The organism is Butyricicoccus pullicaecorum DSM 23266, from assembly GCF_900167005.1.
GTDB lineage: Bacteria > Bacillota > Clostridia > Oscillospirales > Butyricicoccaceae > Butyricicoccus > Butyricicoccus pullicaecorum.
The window spans coordinates 82,215-101,153 of record NZ_FUXW01000003.1 but is presented as its reverse complement, the minus strand read 5'-3'; the positions used below and the strand labels follow the sequence as shown (position 1 = coordinate 101,153).

At 56.6% G+C, this 18,939-nt stretch carries 25 protein-coding genes; 19 read left to right on the top strand and 6 right to left on the bottom strand.

The window, feature by feature from the left end:
- The first annotated feature begins 72 nt into the window (after window positions 1–72).
- The 3 genes from B5D52_RS07430 to B5D52_RS07420 are packed head-to-tail and all read left to right on the top strand — an operon-like array spanning window position 73 to window position 3,195.
- A complete protein-coding gene (locus B5D52_RS07430; RefSeq protein WP_016148113.1) occupies window positions 73–1,140 on the top strand; it encodes a zinc-binding metallopeptidase family protein in 1,068 nt (355 codons plus the stop codon).
- A complete protein-coding gene (locus tag B5D52_RS07425; RefSeq protein ID WP_016148112.1) occupies window positions 1,140–2,201 on the top strand; it encodes a M42 family metallopeptidase in 1,062 nt (353 codons plus the stop codon). Before B5D52_RS07430 ends, B5D52_RS07425 begins: the two co-directional genes overlap by 1 nt.
- Window positions 2,194–3,195 carry a M42 family metallopeptidase gene (locus tag B5D52_RS07420; RefSeq protein ID WP_016148111.1) on the top strand — a complete coding sequence of 334 codons (1,002 nt, stop codon included), beginning with the start codon at window positions 2,194–2,196 and terminating at the stop codon, window positions 3,193–3,195. Before B5D52_RS07425 ends, B5D52_RS07420 begins: the two co-directional genes overlap by 8 nt.
- Before the next feature lie 347 nt (window positions 3,196–3,542).
- Here the strand turns inward: B5D52_RS07420 and B5D52_RS07415 are convergent, their stop codons facing one another.
- Both B5D52_RS07415 and B5D52_RS07410 read right to left on the bottom strand, forming a co-directional pair.
- Window positions 3,543–4,397, bottom strand: coding sequence for a TIM barrel protein (locus tag B5D52_RS07415; RefSeq protein ID WP_016148110.1), 855 nt, complete (start codon window positions 4,395–4,397; stop codon window positions 3,543–3,545).
- Complete coding sequence (locus B5D52_RS07410; RefSeq protein ID WP_016148109.1) at window positions 4,387–4,896, bottom strand: YqeG family HAD IIIA-type phosphatase; 510 nt, start codon at window positions 4,894–4,896, stop codon at window positions 4,387–4,389. Before B5D52_RS07410 ends, B5D52_RS07415 begins: the two co-directional genes overlap by 11 nt.
- 95 nt (window positions 4,897–4,991) lie before the next feature.
- Here B5D52_RS07410 and B5D52_RS07405 point away from each other — a divergent pair, with 95 nt between their 5' ends.
- Complete coding sequence (locus B5D52_RS07405; protein ID WP_016148108.1) at window positions 4,992–5,741, top strand: hypothetical protein; 750 nt, start codon at window positions 4,992–4,994, stop codon at window positions 5,739–5,741.
- On the opposite strand, the gene ybaK is transcribed toward B5D52_RS07405, so the two are convergent.
- Window positions 5,731–6,204: a Cys-tRNA(Pro) deacylase gene (ybaK, locus tag B5D52_RS07400; RefSeq protein WP_016148107.1), complete on the bottom strand. Its 474-nt coding sequence runs from the start codon at window positions 6,202–6,204 to the stop codon at window positions 5,731–5,733. The genes B5D52_RS07405 and ybaK overlap by 11 nt on opposite strands.
- 414 nt (window positions 6,205–6,618) lie before the next feature.
- Between ybaK and B5D52_RS07395 the strand changes: the two genes are divergently transcribed.
- The 3 genes from B5D52_RS07395 to B5D52_RS07385 are packed head-to-tail and all read left to right on the top strand — an operon-like array spanning window position 6,619 to window position 7,154.
- On the top strand, window positions 6,619–6,801 hold the full coding sequence (locus B5D52_RS07395; RefSeq protein ID WP_016148105.1) for a hypothetical protein: 183 nt from the start codon (window positions 6,619–6,621) through the stop codon (window positions 6,799–6,801).
- Window positions 6,758–6,964 carry a hypothetical protein gene (locus B5D52_RS07390; protein ID WP_143149520.1) on the top strand — a complete coding sequence of 69 codons (207 nt, stop codon included), beginning with the start codon at window positions 6,758–6,760 and terminating at the stop codon, window positions 6,962–6,964. The genes B5D52_RS07395 and B5D52_RS07390 overlap by 44 nt, the downstream gene beginning before the upstream one ends.
- Window positions 6,951–7,154 carry a hypothetical protein gene (locus tag B5D52_RS07385; RefSeq protein ID WP_016148104.1) on the top strand — a complete coding sequence of 68 codons (204 nt, stop codon included), beginning with the start codon at window positions 6,951–6,953 and terminating at the stop codon, window positions 7,152–7,154. Before B5D52_RS07390 ends, B5D52_RS07385 begins: the two co-directional genes overlap by 14 nt.
- A 38-nt stretch (window positions 7,155–7,192) precedes the next feature.
- Here B5D52_RS07385 and B5D52_RS07380 read toward each other — a convergent pair whose 3' ends face one another.
- The 3 genes from B5D52_RS07380 to B5D52_RS07370 all read right to left on the bottom strand — a co-directional run bounded on the left by B5D52_RS07380 (window position 7,193) and on the right by B5D52_RS07370 (window position 9,698).
- Window positions 7,193–8,257 carry an aminopeptidase P family protein gene (locus tag B5D52_RS07380; RefSeq protein ID WP_016148103.1) on the bottom strand — a complete coding sequence of 355 codons (1,065 nt, stop codon included), beginning with the start codon at window positions 8,255–8,257 and terminating at the stop codon, window positions 7,193–7,195.
- Window positions 8,254–8,688, bottom strand: coding sequence for a type II 3-dehydroquinate dehydratase (aroQ, locus tag B5D52_RS07375; protein WP_016148102.1), 435 nt, complete (start codon window positions 8,686–8,688; stop codon window positions 8,254–8,256). Before aroQ ends, B5D52_RS07380 begins: the two co-directional genes overlap by 4 nt.
- Before the next feature lie 77 nt (window positions 8,689–8,765).
- Window positions 8,766–9,698: an AEC family transporter gene (locus tag B5D52_RS07370; RefSeq protein WP_016148101.1), complete on the bottom strand. Its 933-nt coding sequence runs from the start codon at window positions 9,696–9,698 to the stop codon at window positions 8,766–8,768.
- A gap of 143 nt (window positions 9,699–9,841) precedes the next feature.
- Here B5D52_RS07370 and B5D52_RS07365 point away from each other — a divergent pair, with 143 nt between their 5' ends.
- The 12 genes from B5D52_RS07365 (at window position 9,842) to atpC (ending at window position 18,893) form a co-directional block, all read left to right on the top strand.
- Window positions 9,842–10,984 carry a D-alanyl-D-alanine carboxypeptidase family protein gene (locus B5D52_RS07365; RefSeq protein ID WP_016148100.1) on the top strand — a complete coding sequence of 381 codons (1,143 nt, stop codon included), beginning with the start codon at window positions 9,842–9,844 and terminating at the stop codon, window positions 10,982–10,984.
- A gap of 157 nt (window positions 10,985–11,141) precedes the next feature.
- Window positions 11,142–11,552, top strand: a complete 411-nt coding sequence (locus B5D52_RS07360; protein WP_016148099.1) for a hypothetical protein — start codon at window positions 11,142–11,144, stop codon at window positions 11,550–11,552.
- Between the two features lie 330 nt (window positions 11,553–11,882).
- Window positions 11,883–12,131 carry an AtpZ/AtpI family protein gene (locus B5D52_RS07355; protein WP_016148098.1) on the top strand — a complete coding sequence of 83 codons (249 nt, stop codon included), beginning with the start codon at window positions 11,883–11,885 and terminating at the stop codon, window positions 12,129–12,131.
- Window positions 12,124–12,513, top strand: a complete 390-nt coding sequence (locus tag B5D52_RS07350) for an ATP synthase subunit I (RefSeq protein WP_016148097.1) — start codon at window positions 12,124–12,126, stop codon at window positions 12,511–12,513. Before B5D52_RS07355 ends, B5D52_RS07350 begins: the two co-directional genes overlap by 8 nt.
- Window positions 12,514–13,236, top strand: coding sequence for a F0F1 ATP synthase subunit A (gene atpB, locus B5D52_RS07345; RefSeq protein WP_016148096.1), 723 nt, complete (start codon window positions 12,514–12,516; stop codon window positions 13,234–13,236).
- Window positions 13,237–13,317: 81 nt separating this feature from the next.
- A complete protein-coding gene (gene atpE, locus B5D52_RS07340; RefSeq protein WP_016148095.1) occupies window positions 13,318–13,578 on the top strand; it encodes an ATP synthase F0 subunit C in 261 nt (86 codons plus the stop codon).
- Window positions 13,579–13,619: 41 nt separating this feature from the next.
- A complete protein-coding gene (atpF, locus tag B5D52_RS07335; RefSeq protein ID WP_016148094.1) occupies window positions 13,620–14,120 on the top strand; it encodes a F0F1 ATP synthase subunit B in 501 nt (166 codons plus the stop codon).
- Window positions 14,121–14,124: 4 nt separating this feature from the next.
- Window positions 14,125–14,667: an ATP synthase F1 subunit delta gene (gene atpH / locus B5D52_RS07330; RefSeq protein ID WP_016148093.1), complete on the top strand. Its 543-nt coding sequence runs from the start codon at window positions 14,125–14,127 to the stop codon at window positions 14,665–14,667.
- Window positions 14,668–14,683: 16 nt separating this feature from the next.
- A complete protein-coding gene (atpA, locus tag B5D52_RS07325) occupies window positions 14,684–16,186 on the top strand; it encodes a F0F1 ATP synthase subunit alpha (RefSeq protein ID WP_016148092.1) in 1,503 nt (500 codons plus the stop codon).
- An 18-nt stretch (window positions 16,187–16,204) separates the two neighbouring features.
- The gene (gene atpG / locus B5D52_RS07320; protein ID WP_016148091.1) at window positions 16,205–17,059 is read left to right on the top strand and encodes an ATP synthase F1 subunit gamma; all 855 of its coding nucleotides are present in this window, start codon (window positions 16,205–16,207) and stop codon (window positions 17,057–17,059) included.
- Between the two features lie 31 nt (window positions 17,060–17,090).
- Complete coding sequence (atpD, locus tag B5D52_RS07315; protein WP_016148090.1) at window positions 17,091–18,491, top strand: F0F1 ATP synthase subunit beta; 1,401 nt, start codon at window positions 17,091–17,093, stop codon at window positions 18,489–18,491.
- A 3-nt stretch (window positions 18,492–18,494) separates the two neighbouring features.
- A complete protein-coding gene (gene atpC / locus B5D52_RS07310) occupies window positions 18,495–18,893 on the top strand; it encodes an ATP synthase F1 subunit epsilon (protein WP_016148089.1) in 399 nt (132 codons plus the stop codon).
- The last annotated feature ends 46 nt before the right edge of the window (window positions 18,894–18,939 follow it).

The following is an 18,939-nucleotide window of genomic DNA, read 5'->3' as shown; positions in this document are numbered from 1 at the left end:
TTTCTAATTGTATCGCAAGCACAAAACGACTATAATAAGGATAGAAATTTTACCACTAAAGGAGAATTTGCCTTGCACGAGATAGAACAAGCGATGCCTGAGGCATCGATGCGCACCTGGATCGAGCAGCTGACCGCCATTCCGATGGTCTGCGGCTTTGAACGTGCGCAGTCCGAGCGCGTGCGCGAGCTGTTCGCACCGCTGTGCGACGAGATCGAGGTCGACCGCTTTGGCAACGTCATCGGTCGTATCCGCTCGGGAAAACCGGACGCAAAGACCGTCTTGCTGGATGCGCACCTCGACCAGATCGGCTTTGTTGTCACCGAGACGCTCGACGATGGATTTTTGAGATTTCAGTCGGTCGGCGGTGTCGACCCGCGTATGCTGCTGGGCGCAGAGGTTACGATCGGCGCACCGGAGGGGGAACTGTACGGTATTGTTGCCTGCAAGCCGCCGCACCTGCTGGCGGCCAACGAGTCGGACAAGGCCGTCCCCATTCACGAAATGGTCATCGATACCGGTTTGCTGGACGCAAAGTCCAGAATTCCGGTTGGTACGCCCATCTGGTTCCCAGCAGACAAGGCACACATGCCCAAGCTGTCCAAGGATTCCATCACTGGCCCCAGCTTGGACGACCGCGCAGGCGCGGCTGCCATCGCATACGCCCTGCAAAAGCTGCGCAAGGTTGACCTGGCGGTCGATGTTGCTGTCCTGCTGTCGGTACAGGAGGAGGTTACTTCGCTGGGTGCGACGCTTGGCACCTTCCACATCCGACCGGATTACGCCATCGCGGTCGATGTGAGCCACGCCAAGACCCCGGACGCATCCGATCAGTTTGAGTACGGCGGCGGTGTGATGATCGGCATGGGCCCGAACATGAACCGCGCGCTGACCCGTGCGCTCATCCGCACGGCAAAGGCTGAGGACATGGATTATCAGATCGAGGTCATGGAGGGTAATACGGGCACGAATGCCTGGGAGATGCAGATTATCGGCACGGGTACCGCGCAGGCCATCCTGTCCATCCCGCTGCGCTATATGCACACGCCCATCGAGACCATCAAGCTGTCCGATGCCGAGTCGGTCGGTGATTTGATGTACCACTTTTTACGCCAGTTTGACGGGGAGGTGCGCCTGTAATGGAGCGGGAATATGAAGAACTTCTGACATTGACGCGCACCCTGTGTGCAAAATTCGGCCCGTCGGGCTGGGAAGATGAAGTGCGCGAGTATATTCTGCAAGCGGCGATGCCTTATGCTGACCGCATTGAGACCGACCCGATGGGCAACCTCATGGTGTTCCGCAAGGGACGTAATCTGACCGAGCAGCCGATCATGCTGTGCGCGCACATGGACGAGGTCGGTGTGATTGTCAAGTCGTTCACCGAGGACGGCATGGTCAAGTTTGGCTTTGTCGGCGGTGTCGACCCGCGTGTGGTCATCGGACGACGCATCCAGTTCCGCACCGAGGAGGGCGACACGGTTGAGGGTATTATCGGCATCAAGGCCGTGCACCTGACCACGGCCAGCGAGCGTCAGCACGCACCCAAAACCCGTGATCTGTATATCGATATCGGCTGCACGAGCAAAAAGCAGGCCGAGGCCAAGCTGTCGCTGGGCGATTGCGGCACGTTTGCACCTGAGATCGTCTCGTTTGGCGACGGCATGCTCAAGGCCAAGGCGCTCGATGACCGTCTGGGCTGCGCGGTTCTGCTGCTGCTCATGCGCGAACAGCCTGCGGTCGATACCTGGTTCTGCTTCCACGTGCAGGAGGAAGTCGGCCTGCGCGGTGCAGCTACGACTGCATTTGCCATCCAGCCGGCGTTTTGCCTGGTCGTTGAGGGCACGACGGCGGCTGATCTGGCCGATGTACCGCCGCACAAGCAGGTCTGCGCACTGCGCAAGGGTGCGGTGCTGCCGTTCATGGATCGCGGTACGATCTACGACGCAGAGCTGTTCGAGATGATGCGCGATGTCTGTGAGGCACGCGGTATCGCATGGCAGACTAAGCACATGGTCGCAGGCGGCACGGATGCCGGACGCATCCATAAGAGCGTGCAGGGTGTGCGCACCGTGGGCGTGGCGGCACCGCTGCGCTATATTCATTCGCCCTCGTCGGTTGCAGCAGAGAGCGATATCATCGCGGTCTACCGCGCAGCAAAGGCATTTTTAGAGGAAATCGGAGGAGACCAGGATGTCTAAGGTTTTTGAATATTTTAAGCAGGTCGGCGGCGCGTTCGGCCCGTCCGGACGGGAAGACGATGTGCGCGAGGTCATCGGCGCGATGGCAGGCGATTTGTGCGACGATATCCAGACCGACGCACTGGGCAATCTGATCTGCCGCAAGAAGGGCACGGCGGAAGACAAGAAAAAAATCATGTTTGCCGCGCACATGGACTCGATCGGTGTGGTTGCGACGTTCATCGACGAGAAGGGGTTTATCCGCTTTTCGCAGGTCGGCGGCCTGTCGTGGTCGGATCTGATCAACATTCAGATTCGCTTTGCAAACGGCACACGCGGTGTGATCTCGGTCGAGGAAAAGACCCCATGGAGAGAGATGACCCAGGGCAATCTGTTTATTGATATCGGTGTGAAGGATAAGGAAGACGCCGAGCGCATGGTGCGCGTGGGTGATTTTGCCATCTTTGAGGCGCAGCCCTTCACTCAGAACGGCGTGCTGTGCGGTCCGTATCTGGACAACCGCATCGGCTGCGTAACGCTGCTTCTGGCAATGGAGCAGCTGCCCGAGACCGTGCCGAGCGACGTGTATTTTGTCTTTACCGCACAGGAAGAAGTCGGCCTGCGTGGTGCAGGCCCGGCAGCCTATGCGATTCAGCCCGATCTTGCAATCGCGGTCGATGTGACCGATACCGGTGATCTGCCCGAACAGAAATATCCGATGGCGTGCGAGATGGGCAAGGGCCCGGCGGTCAAGATCATGGACTCGTCGGTCATTTGCAGTCCGGAGGTTGTCAAGCTGCTGGACGATACCGCAAAGGCACTGGATATTCCGACTCAGCATGAGATCTTGAAGTTTGGCGGTACGGATACCGCGATGCTGCAAAAGACCCGTATGGGTGCGCTGGCTGGCGCGGTATCCATTCCGACCCGTTATATCCATTCGCCGAGTGAGATGTGCAGTGAAGCCGATGTGGAGAACGCAGCCAAACTGCTCGCCGCAGTTGCCTCTAAATAAAGTTTTCGCCGGCCTTTTTCAAAAGGCCGCGGGTTCTCAGGGCAGAGCCCTGAGTCGCCCGTCGCAACGGGCGAAATCCCCTTTTGATTCCGGTCAATGACCGGAATCAACCAGAACCAAAACAAAAGCGCATCCCGCAGGATGCGCAAAATCTTTGGAAAGACCAACCATTTGGTTGGTCTTTCCTTTTTTGTATGTTTAGATTGAAACCCGGGACGGACACCGGGTTTCAAAAGGGGAGTTTCGCCATCAGCGGATGGCGACTTGAGGCGCTGCCTCAAGACTCCGCAAGCCTTTTGAAAAAGGCTTGACCGAAAACTTCATTTTGCCCTACGGGCGGGAATTCGTTATCTATTCTGCGATGCAAGATATATGTCCATCATCTGTTTGGCATCTTCCGCCTGCGTTCCTGCCGATTCACAGATGAATCTGGGCGTCCAGCCGCGCTGTGCGATCAATTTCGCAAGCGGGGCAAAATCCGGGCCGTACTGTTCATCGGCAAATGTCAGATGTCGTACTTCACCCTTGGGGCCGTATTCAATATGCGAAAAATGGCTGTGGAATACGCGGGCACGTTCGGTTCCGATGGTATTTTCCATCAAATCCAGCACCTGTGCAAATTCCTCTTCGGTCGAGCATTTGCCGCAGGTGCGGGCGTTGAGGTGACCGAAATCGATACAGGGGAGCAGACGGTCGTCCAGTGCGACCAGTTCAAAAATCTCCTCAGCCGAGCCGATGACGCTCTGTTTGCCCATGGTTTCCAGGCAGATAGTGGTCGTATATCCGGCCTGCTCGACGGCGTTTAAAATATCCCGTACATTTTCCTTGGTATTTTCAAACGCTTTGGTGCGGGACTGTTTGCCCACGCCGCCGGTATGCACAACAATGCGGTCGGCACCCAGCCAGGTCGCAGCCTGACAGGAAGCCAGCACATAGCCGATGTTTTTCTGCACACGCTCTTCGTCACGGTTGGACAGATTGATGTAGTACGGCGCGTGCAGCGACATGGCAATGTCATGCAGAGCGGCCTGAGCCGCAATTTTGCGTGCAGTTTCCTCACCGATATTCACACCGCGGCCGCACTGGTACTCATAGGCATTGAGTCCCATTTCGTGCAGCCAGCGCGGTGCGTCCACGGTGGCTTTAAACCCTGCCTCGGCGAACGACTGCGCGTTGCCAGCGGGGCCGAATTTAATTTCCATGTTCATTTCTCCTTCTGGCGCGGCGGATGAAGGCGCTTTCCAGCAGGTGATAACGTGCGCCAATCCAGAAATCACCGCGGTCGATGGTCTCGACGTAACAGGTCAGAGCGCCCAGACGGTTGCCGCCCAGCGTATCGGTGTAAATCTGGTCGCCAATGACCGCAATCTGCGAGAACGGCAGACCCAAACGTGCCGCACCCTGACGGAATCCGCGCGCAAGGGGTTTGAGGGCACGTCCCTGCCACTCGACACCGATGGACTCGGCGAAAATGCGTACCCGGTTGCCATTGTTGTTGGACAGCAGCATGGGACGGATACCGGCGGCGCGCAGGCTGTCCAGCCACTGAACGAGGTGATCGTTTCCGGTGGGCTGATGACGGGACACCAGCGTACCGTCCAGATCGATCAGACAGCCGCGGATGCCGTGTTCCAGCAAAAACGCGGGCGTGATGTCGGTCGCCGCGTCAAATACATAACGAGGGGTCAACAAATGTCTCATGGGATTTCTCCTGTCGTAAAATTCAAAACGGATGCATACAAATAGAAGCGTCAGAACAGCGACGCATAAAAAACGGGAAGGGAAGCGATAAGAGTATGGAGCACGAGCTGGTTTTGGTGTGTGCCGGAGCCGATGAGCGTCCGGCGAAAGCGAGCGGACTGCCGCTCTTGCACCTGTGTCTGGGGCTGCGGCCAAATGGAGGATTGCAGCGCCTGACCCTGCCCGCGCGGATGGCGGGCTGTTATCTGGGCGTGTGTGACCGAGGGATGGAACGATTTTCTCCGGCGGTCTGCGAGCAGCTCATCAGTGAAGCCGAGCGTATGGGAGCGATTGGATTGGTGGCTGACTGCGAGCGTGGGACCGAGCCGGTGCAGGCGTTTTTATCTGCACTGGATGCACAGTGCGCAGACCGTCATCTGCCGTTTTACGTTCCGCTTGTGCAGGCAGACTGCGTACGGACCGCTCATCTGATTGCAGATACTGCGATTTCGGGCGGCAGTCTGCTCGATCGGTTTCAGGAACTCGTGCAGCGCTATCCCGGACGCATCGCAGCCGACTTGCGGCCAGTGTCCTGCGATTTCACGCTGCCGTCGCCAAACAGTGACGGCACGGTGCTGCATGCATCCGAGCGGGAAGCCCTGCGCATGCGCACGGGTGCGCAGACATTTTTCTCGCGCGAACTGTGCGCACGTTACTTTACCTACATGGACGAGGCCGAGAACGGGCACTTTGTCCTGTTCGACGACTCGGATACCATGCGGGAAAAGTGCAGATGCCTGACCGATTTGGGCGTGCATCCGTTTTTTGCGCGCTATCCTGATGTCAAATCGCTGATCAGTCCTTGACGAGGTCAGCGGTCTTGGCGCCGACCAGAGCGATGAGGTCATCCGGGGCGCACTCAATCTGCCAGCCGATCTTACCGGCGGACACCATAATCGTGGGTAAAATTTCTGCGATCTCGTGAAAAACGGTGGGGAACTGCTTTTTCATACCGACCGGCGAACAGCCGCCGCGAACATAGCCGGTCAGACCCAGCAGTTCCTTGACGTGCACCAGTTCGATGGCCTTTTCTCCGACGGCCTTAGCCGCTTTCTTCAAATCCAGTTCGGCATTCACCGGAATATCAAACACAAAATAGCCGCCGCTTTTGCCGCGTGCAACCAGTGTTTTATAGACACATTCGGGGTCCTGTCCCAACATTTCCGCAACCGAAACACCGTCCACGGCTTCTTTGCCGTGCGGATAGCTGTGCGGCGTATAGGATATCCCGTGCTGTTCGAGAATACGCATTACATTGGTTTTTTCCATGCTGTATCATCTCCTAAAATGGTATTATATCACGATTTACGAGCTGCGAAAAGAGATGAAATCACGAAATTTTCAAGAAGAATGGCTGACAGACCGACGAATTGTGGAAAAGGTGCCGGTTTTCGGAGAAGTTCGGGTTTTAAAAGCCGTATCAGGTGTGGTATAATAGAGAAAAGCGTTTTGCGTATGCTTTTTCATCAAAATGAGAGGTGAATATGGTATGAATAAGGGTTTGTCGATCGGTGTATTCATTCTGGGTCTTTTGATGACCGGACTGAGCCTGACGGTGATGATTCTCGGCGCGTGCGGCATGGGTGCGCGGGACAGAAACGAGTATTAAAGAATTTGCGCGTATGATTTCGCGGGATTTGGGACAAACTAGAGGAAAATCCACCGATCAAGGAGGTTTTTCCTATGGCACACATCTACCCAAAACGCAGAGGAGACCGCGAAGAGACGACGTGCGAATACGATGATTACGGCCGCTTGGAGAGCTGCCACCGACCGGGTCGTATGGATCCGACCGGGCTCGACGAGGTAGAGACCTACACCGATGTCTACAATGTACCCCATGAGCCGCCCAGACGCGCAAAGTAAGCAGGCAGCGCACTGGCTGCGCGTTGCCGCGCAGGCTGAAAGCGGTCGGGCATTGCAGGCCATCGGCTGCGCCTATGCCGATTTGCTGGCAGCACAGTGCGAAGCGGACATGCATCGCGCAGTGCGGCGACAAAAAGAGGTGAACGGCAATGGCCATTCGTGAAGCACGGTTTCGATGCACGGGCACACCCGATTACGGGATGCTGCGCGAGCAGATATCCATGCTGCATGGTGTGACCGCCATGGCGATCGATCCGCAGAACGCGGGTGTGATCGTGGACTGGGAAGATACGCAGATTACACCGCTGCGTATTGAGCTGACGCTCAACGCAATGGGATATCAAAAGCTGTAAACAAGAAAACCGCCCAAATTGGGCGGTTTTTTTCTGTCTTACAGCACAATCAGTTCCTTGGGCGCAAGGGTTAGATTGCGGTTGCCGTCGTCGGTCAAAAACAGCATGTCCTCAATGCGGACACCGAACCGACCGGGCAGATAGATTCCAGGCTCGGCGGTCAGAACAGCACCGGCGGGCAGCGGCTGTTCGCTGCGGGTGGATGCATTCGGTGCTTCGTGGATGAACAGTCCCACACCATGACCAAAACCGTGACCGAAGCAGTCACCGTATCCGGCATCGGTGATGATCTGACGGGCAGCGCCGTCCACCGCCTGACCGGTCACACCGGCGCGTGCGGTCTGGATACCGGCAAGCTGCGCGTCCAGAACGGTCTGATAGACCCGGCGCATCTCGTCGGTGACTGAACCGACCGCAACCGTGCGGGTCATGTCCGAGCAGTAGCCGTCGCAGATGCAGCCGAAGTCCATGGTCACGAAATCACCAGATTCGATCAGCTTGTCCGATGGTACGCCGTGCGGCTTGGACGAGTTGGCACCCGACACGACAATCGGGTCGAAGGACATATTTTCCGCACCATAGTGCAGCATTAAGTAGGTCAGACGGGCAGCAATCTCGCGCTCGGACACACCGGGCTTGATCTCGGACAGGATTTCCTCAAAGGCACGCTCAGCGATGCGCTGTGCGCAGACGATCTTGTCCAGCTCGTCCTGTGTTTTCACCGTGCGCAGCGTGTTCATCAAATCACCCTGTGCGACAGCCTCGGCACACAGACTATCCGACCAGCGCAGATAGTCGGCATGGGTCAGGCAATCGTCCTCCAGTGCGACCTTTGCCGCGCCGTCCTCTCGAAGCAGCGTGTTGGCAACGCCGACATACGAGCGGCCGGGGCCGATCTCGCGCACTTCGGCATCGGTAATTTGTGCCTTTGCCGCTTCGATATATCGGAAATCGGTGTAGAACACCGCCTGCTTGTGCGAGACATAGAGCGCACCGGCAGTCGAGTGAAAACCGGTCGCGTAGCGGCGATTCTTCTCGTCGGTCAGGACGATGGCATCCAGATTCCGTGCAGTGAGTGCCTCGCGGATGGCTTGAATCTTCATGCAAGCAGCCCCTTTACCGCGTCAACAGCCAGCAAATAGCTGTTTTTGCCAAAGCCTGCGATGACACCGGCGCAGACCGGGCCGATGACCGACACATGGCGGAATTCTTCGCGGGCGTAGACGTTGGACAGATGTACCTCGACGACCGGCAGACGAACAGCGGCAATCGCGTCGCGGATGGCGATGGAATAGTGGGTGTAAGCACCGGCGTTTAAGATGATGGCGTCGCAGTCCTCGCGTGCCGCGTGGATGCGGTCAATGATGGCACCCTCGGAGTTGGACTGGAAGACCACGCACTCCATACCATTTTTCTGGCACTTGTCGACGACTTCGGCGTTGATCGAAGCCATGGAGTCACGGCCGTAAATACCCGGTTCGCGCTCACCGAGCAGGTTGAGGTTGGGGCCGTGGATCAGCAGAATTTTTTTCATTGCGGTTCCCTCCGTTTGCGTTGAGATAGAATGACTTTATTATAGCATGGACAAAGCGGCAAAGCAAAAGCGCTGCTTTAGGCGAGCAGGAAGCTCATGGCGGCGATGACAGCGGGCAGGGTGACTAGGGACAAAATGGTGGTCAGCGCCACAACCTTGGTCGAATAGAGGTAGTCCGAGCCGTACATCTGGGCGAACATCGCCGAGGCGATGGCGGTCGGTGCCGAGGTGCCGACCAGAAGCGTCAGTTTTGCCGTGTTGTCGAGCGGCATGAAGTAGAGAAGTGCCATGGTCAGTGCCGGGATGACCAGCAGACGAACCGCACCGACACGCCAGATACGCGCTTCGGTAAAGCAGGACGCGAGGTTGGTCTGTGCCAGATAGCCGCCCAGAACCAGCATAGCGAGCGGGGTGTTGAGGTTTGTGATGTGAGTCAGTGCGCTGGCGACATCGGTCGGCAGGTTGACGGGCGAGAGGAAGAGCAGCATACCGAGGACAGCCGCGATAATGCCGGGATTGAGCAGAATGCGCATGGGAGAAAAGCGGTAATCACGGTTGACCTGCATGACGCCGTACGTCCAGAGGACGACTGCCATCACGACGATATGCGCCGAACCCAGAAACACGCCGGTCTCACCGAACATAGCGCTTAAAAGCGGCAGCGACATAAAACCGTTGTTGGAAAAGACCGCGCACATGCGGCAGTCACGATAGTTTTCCGGGTGTCCTTTGCGATACAGTGCGTTGGAAAGCGCAATGGATACCACGAAAACTCCACAGGCACTGAGCATGGTCAAGCCGAGCGTACCGGCAAGTGCTGGGTCAAAGTCCCGGTTGAAGGAGGCCAGCACACAGCAGGGAATGACGATGGTGTTGAGCAGAGTGGACAGGTGCGTGGTGGTATGATTGTCAAAAATTCCGGTTTTGAATAGAATATAGCCGACCACCATCAGCAGGAACATAATAAGAATCTGATGAAAGACGATAATACTGTTTTCCAGTATGGACATGTTGGGAAATCCTCCTCGGAGATCAAAAATGCATTACTTTTATGATAATACGCCGGTCATCGGGTGTCAATGGGGCGCTTGGAAAAGGCATATCGGGGAAGAAATGCACATAGGATAGCGCAAGGAGAGGAGGCCGAAACAGAATGTGGATCAAACGAATGTTGTGTGGGTTTGTGTGCAGCGGTGTGCTGCTGACGCAGGCGGCAGCTCTGGCTGAGGTAGGGGAGATTCAGTCCAAGGCGGCAGCACTGTATGCCGCGGACGGTACCGAATTATATAGTTACCACGCCGATGAGAAATTGCAGCCCGCGTCGGTGACCAAGATTATGACCATGCTGCTCGCGATGGAGGCGGTGGACAGCGGAAAGGTCAGTCTGAGTGACATGGTGACCGGTTCGGCCTACGCGGCATCGATGGGCGGTACGCAGATCTGGCTCAAAGAGGGGGAGCAGCTCACGCTCGACGAGATGCTCAAGGCGATCGCGGTCGGATCGGCCAACGACTGCGCGGTCGCGGTGGCCGAGCATCTGGCGGGCAGTGAGCAGGCATTCGTCGAGCAGATGAACGCACGCGCCAAAGAGCTGGGCTGCACGGGTACGACTTTTGTCAACGCCAACGGACTGGACACGGGAGATCAAAAGACGCTGACCACCGCGCACGATCTGGCGCTCATCTCGGTGGAACTGCTGCGGCATCCGGGTATTATTGATTACACCAGCATTTGGATGGATACCATTCGCGACGGTGCGTTCACACTGGCCAATACCAATAAAATGCTGCGCAAGTATGATGGTATGATCGGACTCAAGACCGGCTACATCTCGGAAGCCGGATTTTGTATCTCAGCAGCGGCCGAGCGGGATGGACTGACGCTGATTGCGGTGGTCATGGCAGCGCCTGATAAGGATACCCGCACTGCCGATGCCAGCCAGCTGCTCAACTACGGCTTTGCCAATTATGCCGCTTACACACCCGATCTGTCCTCTGCCTGCGGTGACCTGCCGGTCGTGCTGGGCAAGGCGGACAGCGTTGGTGTGATGTGTGACGACCCGGGCAGCATGACCGTGCAGAAAGACCAGGTCAGCGGGCTGACCGTGTCCTATGACCGGCCGGAATCTCTCGACGCACCGGTCACAAAGGGCGAGCAGATCGGAACGGCCAAGGTCATCGACGGCAACGGCGCTGTGGTGCGCGAGGTGGCTCTGCGGGCGGCAGAGGACGTCGAAAAGCAGAGCTTTTTGGATGTGCTCGGCGCGCTGTGCCGCGCGGCAAGCTGGGGCGGATGAACAAAGGACACCAAAAAAACTTTTGCAATTTGCTAAAAAAACAGCGCGAAGCGGTTGTTTTTTTGTACAGGGTATGGTAACATAAATACAACCTCATTGGGTTCGGAACACAGGCTATCCTGTGTACGAATTTGAACTAGGCTAGGAGGAAGTTACAATGGTAAAACTCATTATGGGCGCTGCCGGCACCGGCAAGACCAAGACGATTATTGATCTGGTAAATGCTGCGGTCAAGGAAGAGAAGGGCAGCGTTGTCTGCATCGCAAAGGGCGATAAGCTCAAGTTTGATATCTCTCATGACGCTCGTCTGATTAACGTCAAGGATTACGCAATTGACAGCTATCCGACTCTGCTCGGTTTCGTTGCCGGCCTGCACGCAGGCAACTACGATATCTCTAAGGTATATGTAGATGCGCTTTACAAGATCGTTGATTCCAAGGATGCCAGCGACGCAGAGAAGTTCCTGCTCGATCTGGATGCATTCTCCGCAAAGCACAGCGTTGATTTCGTTATCGCACTGAGCGAGGAGTCCATCCCGGCTACCGACGTGATGAAGAAGTATCTCTAATTTGTGTTGCAGCCCCTGCGATAAGCGGTGCGCAGTGCAAACATTCTATTTGGATACATACGGTAAAAAAAGTATCTTTTTTCATGGCATTTCCAAAAAAATGCTAGCGTATGAAACTAAATTGAACCTACAAGAATTGACGTAATCTACAAGATTACGTCAATTTTTTTGTATATTTCGGATTGCTTGTGAATAAATCGAGAAAACTTTTTGTGCTTTTATTCAAAAGGGCTTTTGTTTTCTTGTAAAATTCGGTATAATGAATAACAGATGTGTGGGACTGAGTGTTTTGTGCATCGAAATAACTGGGAAAGGCGGCGCGGAACGCGTATGCAAAAACGGAACACGCACACGGTCTGGCGCTTTTTGGCGCTGGTCGGTCAGCTGGGGTTTGCGCTCATCACCCCGATTGTCGTCTGTACGGCTGCGGCCTATTGGCTGTCTGAGCGGTTCGGACTGGGCGGGGTTCCGGTCATTCTGGGCATTTTCCTCGGATTGGGCGGCGCGGCGGTGTCCTTTCTCAAAGTAATGCGTCTGGCCCAACGGGCTGCGCGGAGACAGGAGGATGAGGATGCCTGATTATGCCATCGTTACCGATGAACTGCGTCGGCTGACCGTGCGGGTCATACCGGCCGCGCTGGTCATCTTTGGCCTGCTCGTGCTGCTTGGGCAGCCACTCGGGCAGGTTGCACTGGGTGTTCTGGCCGGTACCCTGTTTGCGCTCTGGAATTTTTACCTCATGGGGCGCAGCGCCGTGCGTGCAGCTTGCCAGACCAACCCGGGGCGCGCCAGTAAAATCGTGACCCGGTCATACGCGATGCGCTATGTCCTGACCGCTCTGTTTCTCCTGGCGGTCATCTGGACTGGCCGCATCAGCGTACCTGCGGCGGTTTTGCCGCTGTTTTCTCCGAAAATCACCTTGATGATTTCACATTATTGGAAGAAAGGAGGAAAACCATAAGTGAATGCGGAAATCACTGGCGCTCGAGTCTATTGGGAATCCGACTTCACGCTTCCGCTGTTCGGGCATATTTCCATCACCGAAACCATGGTCAATGCCTGGGTGGTCATGCTGATCATCCTGGGACTGTGCCTGTTCTTCACCCACAATCTGCAAAAGATCCCGAAGGGAAAACAGGCGCTGATCGAAAAGGCCATTGAGATGGTGGACGGACTGATCGAGCAGAACATGGGCAAGGGCTGCCAGAGCTACGCGCCGTATATCGTGACGCTGCTACTCTCTTCGGTTCTGGGGTCGCTCGTCTCTCTGATCGGCCTGCGCTCGGTTACAGCAGACCTGAATACCACGCTCGGCTGGGCAATCATGACATTCTGCATGATTATCTACGCGAACATTCGGTATAAGGGCCTGGGCGGATATCTCAAGGGATTCCTGGAACCCATTCCGGTCATGCTGCCGCTCAACATTCTGAGCGAAATCGCGACCCCGGTTTCCATGAGCTTCCGTCACTTCGGCAACATCGCCGGCGGTATGGTCATTACGACCCTGCTGATGGGTGCGCTTAGCGCACTGTCCACTGCCCTGCATCTGCCGATCCCGCTTTTACAGATTGGTATTCCGGGCGTTCTGTCCCTGTACTTCGATCTGTTCTCGGGATGCATTCAGGCGTTTATCTTCAGTATGCTGACCATGGCTTACGTCGGCTCGGCGCGTGAAGCATAGGCAGATCAACACATTCGCATGTATGCGGGATGATTCCCGCGCAACAAAAGAAAATTATTTTTCGTAGGAGGAAAGAAATTTATGGATCCGAAAGCATTTGTAGCAGGTATGTCCGCTCTGGGTGCTGGCATGGCAATGATCGCAGGTCTTGGCCCTGGTATTGGTGAGGGTTACGTTGCAGGTCAGGCATGTTCTGCAATCGCTCGTCAGCCCGAGGCACAGTCCGACGTTACCCGTACGATGATTATGGGTATCGCAATGGCCGAGTCCACCGGTATTTACGCACTGGTTATCGCGCTGATCCTGATCTTCGCAAACCCGCTCGTCAGCAAGTTTGACTAAGATCGTCAGCAGCAACTTCCATCACGGAAGGAGGAAAACCAGTGGAAGTATTGACAAGGGCATTTGTTGACCTGAACCTGTGGTCGCTGTTTGTCACCATCTGCAATACGCTCATTACGTTCCTGATCGTCAAGCACTTCCTGTTTAAGCCGCTGCGCAAGATGCTCGCAGCACGCGAGCAGGAGGTACGGGATCTGTATGCACACGCAGAGACCGATCGCCGTGAGGCAGAGGCTATGAAGCGCGACTACACGGTATCGATCTCCAATGCCAAGCAGGAAGCGGCTGACATCGTTTCCAACGCGCAGAAGCGCGCGGAGCGCCATGCCGAGCAGATCCTTGAGCAGGCAAACCGTGAGGCTACTGTCGCAAAGCAGCGTGCAGAGGAGAGCATTGAGCTCGAGCGCAAGAAGGCGATGAACCAGATGAAGGATGAAATCGCAGACCTGTCCGTTATGATCGCCTCCAAGGTGGTCGAGCGCGAGGTTAAGGCGGACGATCACAAGCGTCTGATCGAGGATTTCATCGATAAGGTAGGGTGAGCGCGTGGCAACGGTTGTCAGTGAGCGCTATGCGCTGTCCCTCTATGAGGTGGCGAAGGCGGAGAATATCGCCCCCGAGATGTATGAGGCCCTGCAAACGGTCTCCGATCTCTTTGAAACCTATCCCGATTATCTCAAGGTGCTGACCACGCCGTCGATCGGCCTGCCGGACAAGCAGAAGACCGTTCGTGCGGTGTTTGAAGGCCGTGTGCATCCGTATCTGCTCAATTTCCTGCTGCTTCTGACCGAGAAGCGCCGCATTGGGCTGATCCACGAGATGGCAGAAGCCTATCGGGATCTCTACTATCTGGAAGCCGGCATTTGTGCGGTGACCGCTGTCACGGCGATTCCGCTCGATGAGGCACAGATGGAAAAACTCAAAAATAAGATGGCCGGCGTGACCGGAAAGCAGATCGTCCTGAAAAATCAGGTCGATCCGAGCGTTCTGGGTGGTGTGCTCGTGCGCGTCGAGAACAAGCAGATCGACGACACGATCAAAAACCGCCTGAACGAGCTGACCACACGTCTGGGTCAAATAATTGCGTAAGGAAGAAGGTGACTTCATGGATTTACGCCCTGATGAAATCAGTACAATAATCAAACAGCAGATTACCAGCTACCAGTCGCAGATCAAGCTGCAGAACGTCGGTACGGTCGTATCGGTTGGTGACGGTATCTGCCATATCCACGGTCTGGAAGACTGTATGGCAGGCGAGATGCTGGAGTTCGAGGGCGGCGTATACGGTATGGCGCAGAACCTGGAGGAAGACCTTGTCGGTGCCGTACTGCTCGGCTCTGACCAGGATATCCGTGAGGGCGATACCGTCAAGCGTACCGGTCGTATCGTTGACGTACCGGTTGGCGAGAGCATGCTCGGCCGCGTCGTAGACGCACTGGGCGCGCCCATCGACGGCAAGGGCCCGATCTCGGCGGAAGAACACCGTCCGATTGAGTGCCCCGCTCCCGGCATCATCGAGCGTACGCCGGTTAACGTACCGCTTCAGACCGGTATCAAGGCAATCGACTCCATGATCCCGATCGGCCGCGGACAGCGCGAGCTGATCATCGGTGACCGCCAGACCGGTAAGACCGCGATTGGCCTGGACACCATCATTAACCAGAAGGGAACCGGCGTTATCTGTATCTATGTTGCGATCGGACAGAAGCGTTCGACCGTTGCACAGGTCGCAGAGACCCTGGCCGCAAACGGCGCGATGGATTATACCATCATCGTCGCTGCAACCGCGTCCGAGTCCGCGCCGCTCCAGTATATCGCACCCTATGCGGGCTGCTCGATCGGTGAATACTTCATGCACAAGGGTCGTGACGTTCTGGTCATTTACGACGATCTGTCCAAGCATGCAGTCGCTTATCGTGCACTCTCGCTGCTGCTCCATCGTCCGCCCGGACGTGAGGCATACCCCGGCGATGTATTCTATCTGCACTCTCGTCTGCTCGAGCGCGCAGCAAACCTCAAGGATGGCGGTTCTCTGACCGCTCTGCCCATCATCGAGACCCAGGCGGGCGACGTTTCGGCTTATATCCCGACCAACGTCATCTCGATCACCGATGGTCAGATCTTCCTCGAGACCGAGCTGTTCAACATGGGCGTCCGTCCGGCGGTTAACCCCGGTATCTCGGTATCCCGTGTTGGTGGTAACGCACAGATCAAGGCGATGAAGAAGGTATCCGGTACGCTGAAGCTGGCGTATTCGCAGTACCGTGAGCTGCAGGCGTTCTCGCAGTTCGGTTCCGATCTGGACGCCGACACCAAGGCGCGTCTGGCACAGGGCGAACGCATCGTCGAAGTGCTCAAGCAGCCGCAGAACAGCCCGGTACCGGTTGAGAAGCAGGTTGTTATCATCTTTGCCGTTGTTAACAAGTACCTCATCGATGTACCGGTTGAGCTGATTGCCGAGTTCGAGCGCGAACTGTTCGCGTATATGGACGGCAACCACGGCGATATTCTGGATTCCATCCGGGAGACCAAGACCATCGACGGCGTCAAGGACACCCTCCCGAAGGCCATCGAGGCGTTTAAGACGAAGTTCCTCAGCGAGCACTGATAAAGGAGGCGTTCTTAAATGGCTTCCGGCAACATGAAAGATATCAAGCGGCGTATCCGAAGCGTCGAATCGACCATGCAGATCACCAAGGCGATGGAGCTGGTCGCGTCGAGCAAGCTGCGCCGTGCCAAGGAACGCGTAGAGCAGGCTAGACCGTATTTCTACGCGCTCCAGGAGACCGTCGCACGCATTCTGCGTGAGAATCGTCTGTCGAGTGCATACACCGGCGGACGGACGGTGAAAAAGAGTCTGTTCCTTGTTATCGCGGGCGACCGCGGCCTCGCAGGCGGCTATAACTCCGGCGTGCTCAAGCTGGCAGCCGCTGAGATGGAGGGCAAGGATGCGGTGGTCATCACCATCGGCAAGAAGGCACAGGAGTATTTCGGCAAGCGCGATTACACCGTGCTGGCCGATTACCCGGGCGTTGCCGAGCACATGACCATCGCAGATACCCACCCGATTACCGAGGATCTGCTCGCACGCTATCGTGCGGGAGAGATCGACGAGATCTGCCTGTGCTACACGGCGTTCGTATCTCCCATGACGCAGGAGCCGCGCATGGTGCGCCTGCTGCCCGTTGCTCCCGAAGAGGGAAGCAAGAGCGAAAAGCGCGCAATGGCCGAGTGCGACCCCTCGCCCGAGGTGGTACTGAACGCGATCATTCCCGAGTACCTCTGCGGCACGCTGTACGGCGCGGTCGTCGAGTCTTATGCGTCCGAGCAGTCGGCTCGCCGTATGGCGATGGAGTCGGCATCGGATAACGCAAACGAGATGATCGAAGATCTCAACCTGTCCTACAACCGTGCCCGTCAGGCGGCGATCACGCAGGAGATCACCGAGATTGTCGCGGGTTCCGGCGCCGTGGGCAGCTAAATAAAGTCACAGAAATTAGGGAGTTTTGCCAATGAGTGAGCAGAATATTGGTACCCTGGTCCAGATCATTGGACCGGTACTGGATATCAAATTTCCCGCGGACGCCCTGCCTAAACTGCTGAACGCAATCACGATCACTGCGCCCGACGGCCATGTCGTGACCGTAGAGGTCGCGCAGCACATCGGCCAGGACACCGTCCGCTGCATCGCAATGCAGTCCACTGACGGCCTGGTGCGCGGTATGGACGCTGTCGATACCGGCGCGCCCATCTCCGTACCGGTTGGTCGTGAGAACCTGGGCCGTATCTTCAACCTGCTCGGCGAGCCGGTTGACAACAAGCCCGCGGTTGACACCAGCGAGCGCTGGCCGATCCATCGTCCGGCTCCGGCTTACGAGGATCAGCAGCCGCAGACCGAGATTCTGGAGACCGGTATCAAGGTCGTCGACCTGATCGCGCCCTACGCAAAGGGCGGTAAGATCGGTCTGTTCGGCGGCGCAGGCGTCGGCAAGACGGTCATCATCATGGAGCTCATCAACAACATCGCCAAGCAGCACGGCGGTATTTCGGTATTCACCGGTGTTGGCGAGCGTACCCGTGAGGGTAACGACCTGTACAACGAGATGCAGGAGTCCGGCGTTATCGACAAGACCGTTCTGGTTTACGGTCAGATGAACGAGCCGCCCGGAGCACGTATGCGCGTTGGTCTGTCCGGTCTGACCATGGCGGAGTACTTCCGCGACGTGGAAGGTCAGGACGTACTGCTGTTTATCGACAACATTTTCCGTTTCACCCAGGCGGGTTCTGAGGTATCGGCACTGCTGGGTCGTATGCCGTCTGCGGTAGGTTATCAGCCGACCCTGGCAACCGAGATGGGTGCGCTTCAGGAGCGTATCACCTCGACCAAGAAGGGCTCGATCACCTCGGTTCAGGCCGTATACGTGCCCGCCGACGACCTGACCGACCCGGCTCCGGCGACCACGTTCGCCCATCTGGATGCGAAGACCGTTCTGTCCCGTCAGATCGCGTCGCTCGGTATCTATCCTGCGGTTGACCCGCTGGATTCCACCTCGCGTATCCTGACGGCTGACATCGTAGGCAAGGAGCACTATGAGGTTGCACGCGCCGTACAGTCCATCCTCCAGCGCTACAAGGAATTGCAGGACATCATCGCAATTCTGGGTATGGACGAGCTGTCTGATGAGGATAAGATGACGGTTGCTCGTGCACGTAAGATTCAGAATTTCCTGTCCCAGCCGTTCCATGTTGCGGAGCAGTTTACCGGTATGGCCGGTAAGTATGTACCGGTCAAGGAGACCATCCGCGGCTTCAAGGAGATCCTGGAGGGCAAACACGACGATCTGCCCGAGTCGGCATTCCTGTTCGTCGGTACCATCGAGGAGGCAGTGGAGAAGGCAAGGAAGGGAGCATAAGTTATGGCTACCTTTCATCTGCGGGTTTTGACCGCCGAGAAGTCCTTTTTTGAGGGCGAGGTCGATCGCTGCATCGTGCGCACGGCCACCGGCGACGTCGGCATCCTGCCAAACCATACCCCGTACCTGGCACCGCTGGGCATCGGCGGTCTGACCATCTATCAGGATGGCAAGCCGCGCCTCGCGGCGGTTGCACATGGCTTTCTGGAGGTCGGTGACAATCAGATGACCATCATCGCGCGCACTTGCGAGTGGGCGGATGAGATCGATCTGAACCGCGCCGAGGAGGCACGCAGGCAAGCCGAGGCCAGCCTGCACACGCAGGCCAGTGCCAAGGAGATGGATGTGGCACAGATCAAGCTCAAAAAGGCGATCAACCGCATCCACATTGCACAGAAGTAATGAAAAGCACCCGGTTTTCCGGGTGCTTTTTCTTGTTACAGACGGA

Coding starts and splice junctions, on each gene's coding strand:
- B5D52_RS07425 (WP_016148112.1), top strand. CDS start 1,140: ATGGAGCGGGAATATGAAGAACTTCTGACATTGACGCGCACCCTGTGT.
- B5D52_RS07420 (WP_016148111.1), top strand. CDS start 2,194: ATGTCTAAGGTTTTTGAATATTTTAAGCAGGTCGGCGGCGCGTTCGGC.
- B5D52_RS07415 (WP_016148110.1), bottom strand. CDS start 4,397: ATGGAAATTAAATTCGGCCCCGCTGGCAACGCGCAGTCGTTCGCCGAG.
- B5D52_RS07410 (WP_016148109.1), bottom strand. CDS start 4,896: ATGAGACATTTGTTGACCCCTCGTTATGTATTTGACGCGGCGACCGAC.
- B5D52_RS07405 (WP_016148108.1), top strand. CDS start 4,992: ATGGAGCACGAGCTGGTTTTGGTGTGTGCCGGAGCCGATGAGCGTCCG.
- ybaK (WP_016148107.1), bottom strand. CDS start 6,204: ATGGAAAAAACCAATGTAATGCGTATTCTCGAACAGCACGGGATATCC.
- B5D52_RS07395 (WP_016148105.1), top strand. CDS start 6,619: ATGGCACACATCTACCCAAAACGCAGAGGAGACCGCGAAGAGACGACG.
- B5D52_RS07390 (WP_143149520.1), top strand. CDS start 6,758: ATGTCTACAATGTACCCCATGAGCCGCCCAGACGCGCAAAGTAAGCAG.
- B5D52_RS07385 (WP_016148104.1), top strand. CDS start 6,951: ATGGCCATTCGTGAAGCACGGTTTCGATGCACGGGCACACCCGATTAC.
- B5D52_RS07380 (WP_016148103.1), bottom strand. CDS start 8,257: ATGAAGATTCAAGCCATCCGCGAGGCACTCACTGCACGGAATCTGGAT.
- aroQ (WP_016148102.1), bottom strand. CDS start 8,688: ATGAAAAAAATTCTGCTGATCCACGGCCCCAACCTCAACCTGCTCGGT.
- B5D52_RS07370 (WP_016148101.1), bottom strand. CDS start 9,698: ATGTCCATACTGGAAAACAGTATTATCGTCTTTCATCAGATTCTTATT.
- B5D52_RS07365 (WP_016148100.1), top strand. CDS start 9,842: ATGTGGATCAAACGAATGTTGTGTGGGTTTGTGTGCAGCGGTGTGCTG.
- B5D52_RS07360 (WP_016148099.1), top strand. CDS start 11,142: ATGGTAAAACTCATTATGGGCGCTGCCGGCACCGGCAAGACCAAGACG.
- B5D52_RS07355 (WP_016148098.1), top strand. CDS start 11,883: ATGCAAAAACGGAACACGCACACGGTCTGGCGCTTTTTGGCGCTGGTC.
- B5D52_RS07350 (WP_016148097.1), top strand. CDS start 12,124: ATGCCTGATTATGCCATCGTTACCGATGAACTGCGTCGGCTGACCGTG.
- atpE (WP_016148095.1), top strand. CDS start 13,318: ATGGATCCGAAAGCATTTGTAGCAGGTATGTCCGCTCTGGGTGCTGGC.
- atpA (WP_016148092.1), top strand. CDS start 14,684: ATGGATTTACGCCCTGATGAAATCAGTACAATAATCAAACAGCAGATT.
- atpG (WP_016148091.1), top strand. CDS start 16,205: ATGGCTTCCGGCAACATGAAAGATATCAAGCGGCGTATCCGAAGCGTC.
- atpD (WP_016148090.1), top strand. CDS start 17,091: ATGAGTGAGCAGAATATTGGTACCCTGGTCCAGATCATTGGACCGGTA.
- atpC (WP_016148089.1), top strand. CDS start 18,495: ATGGCTACCTTTCATCTGCGGGTTTTGACCGCCGAGAAGTCCTTTTTT.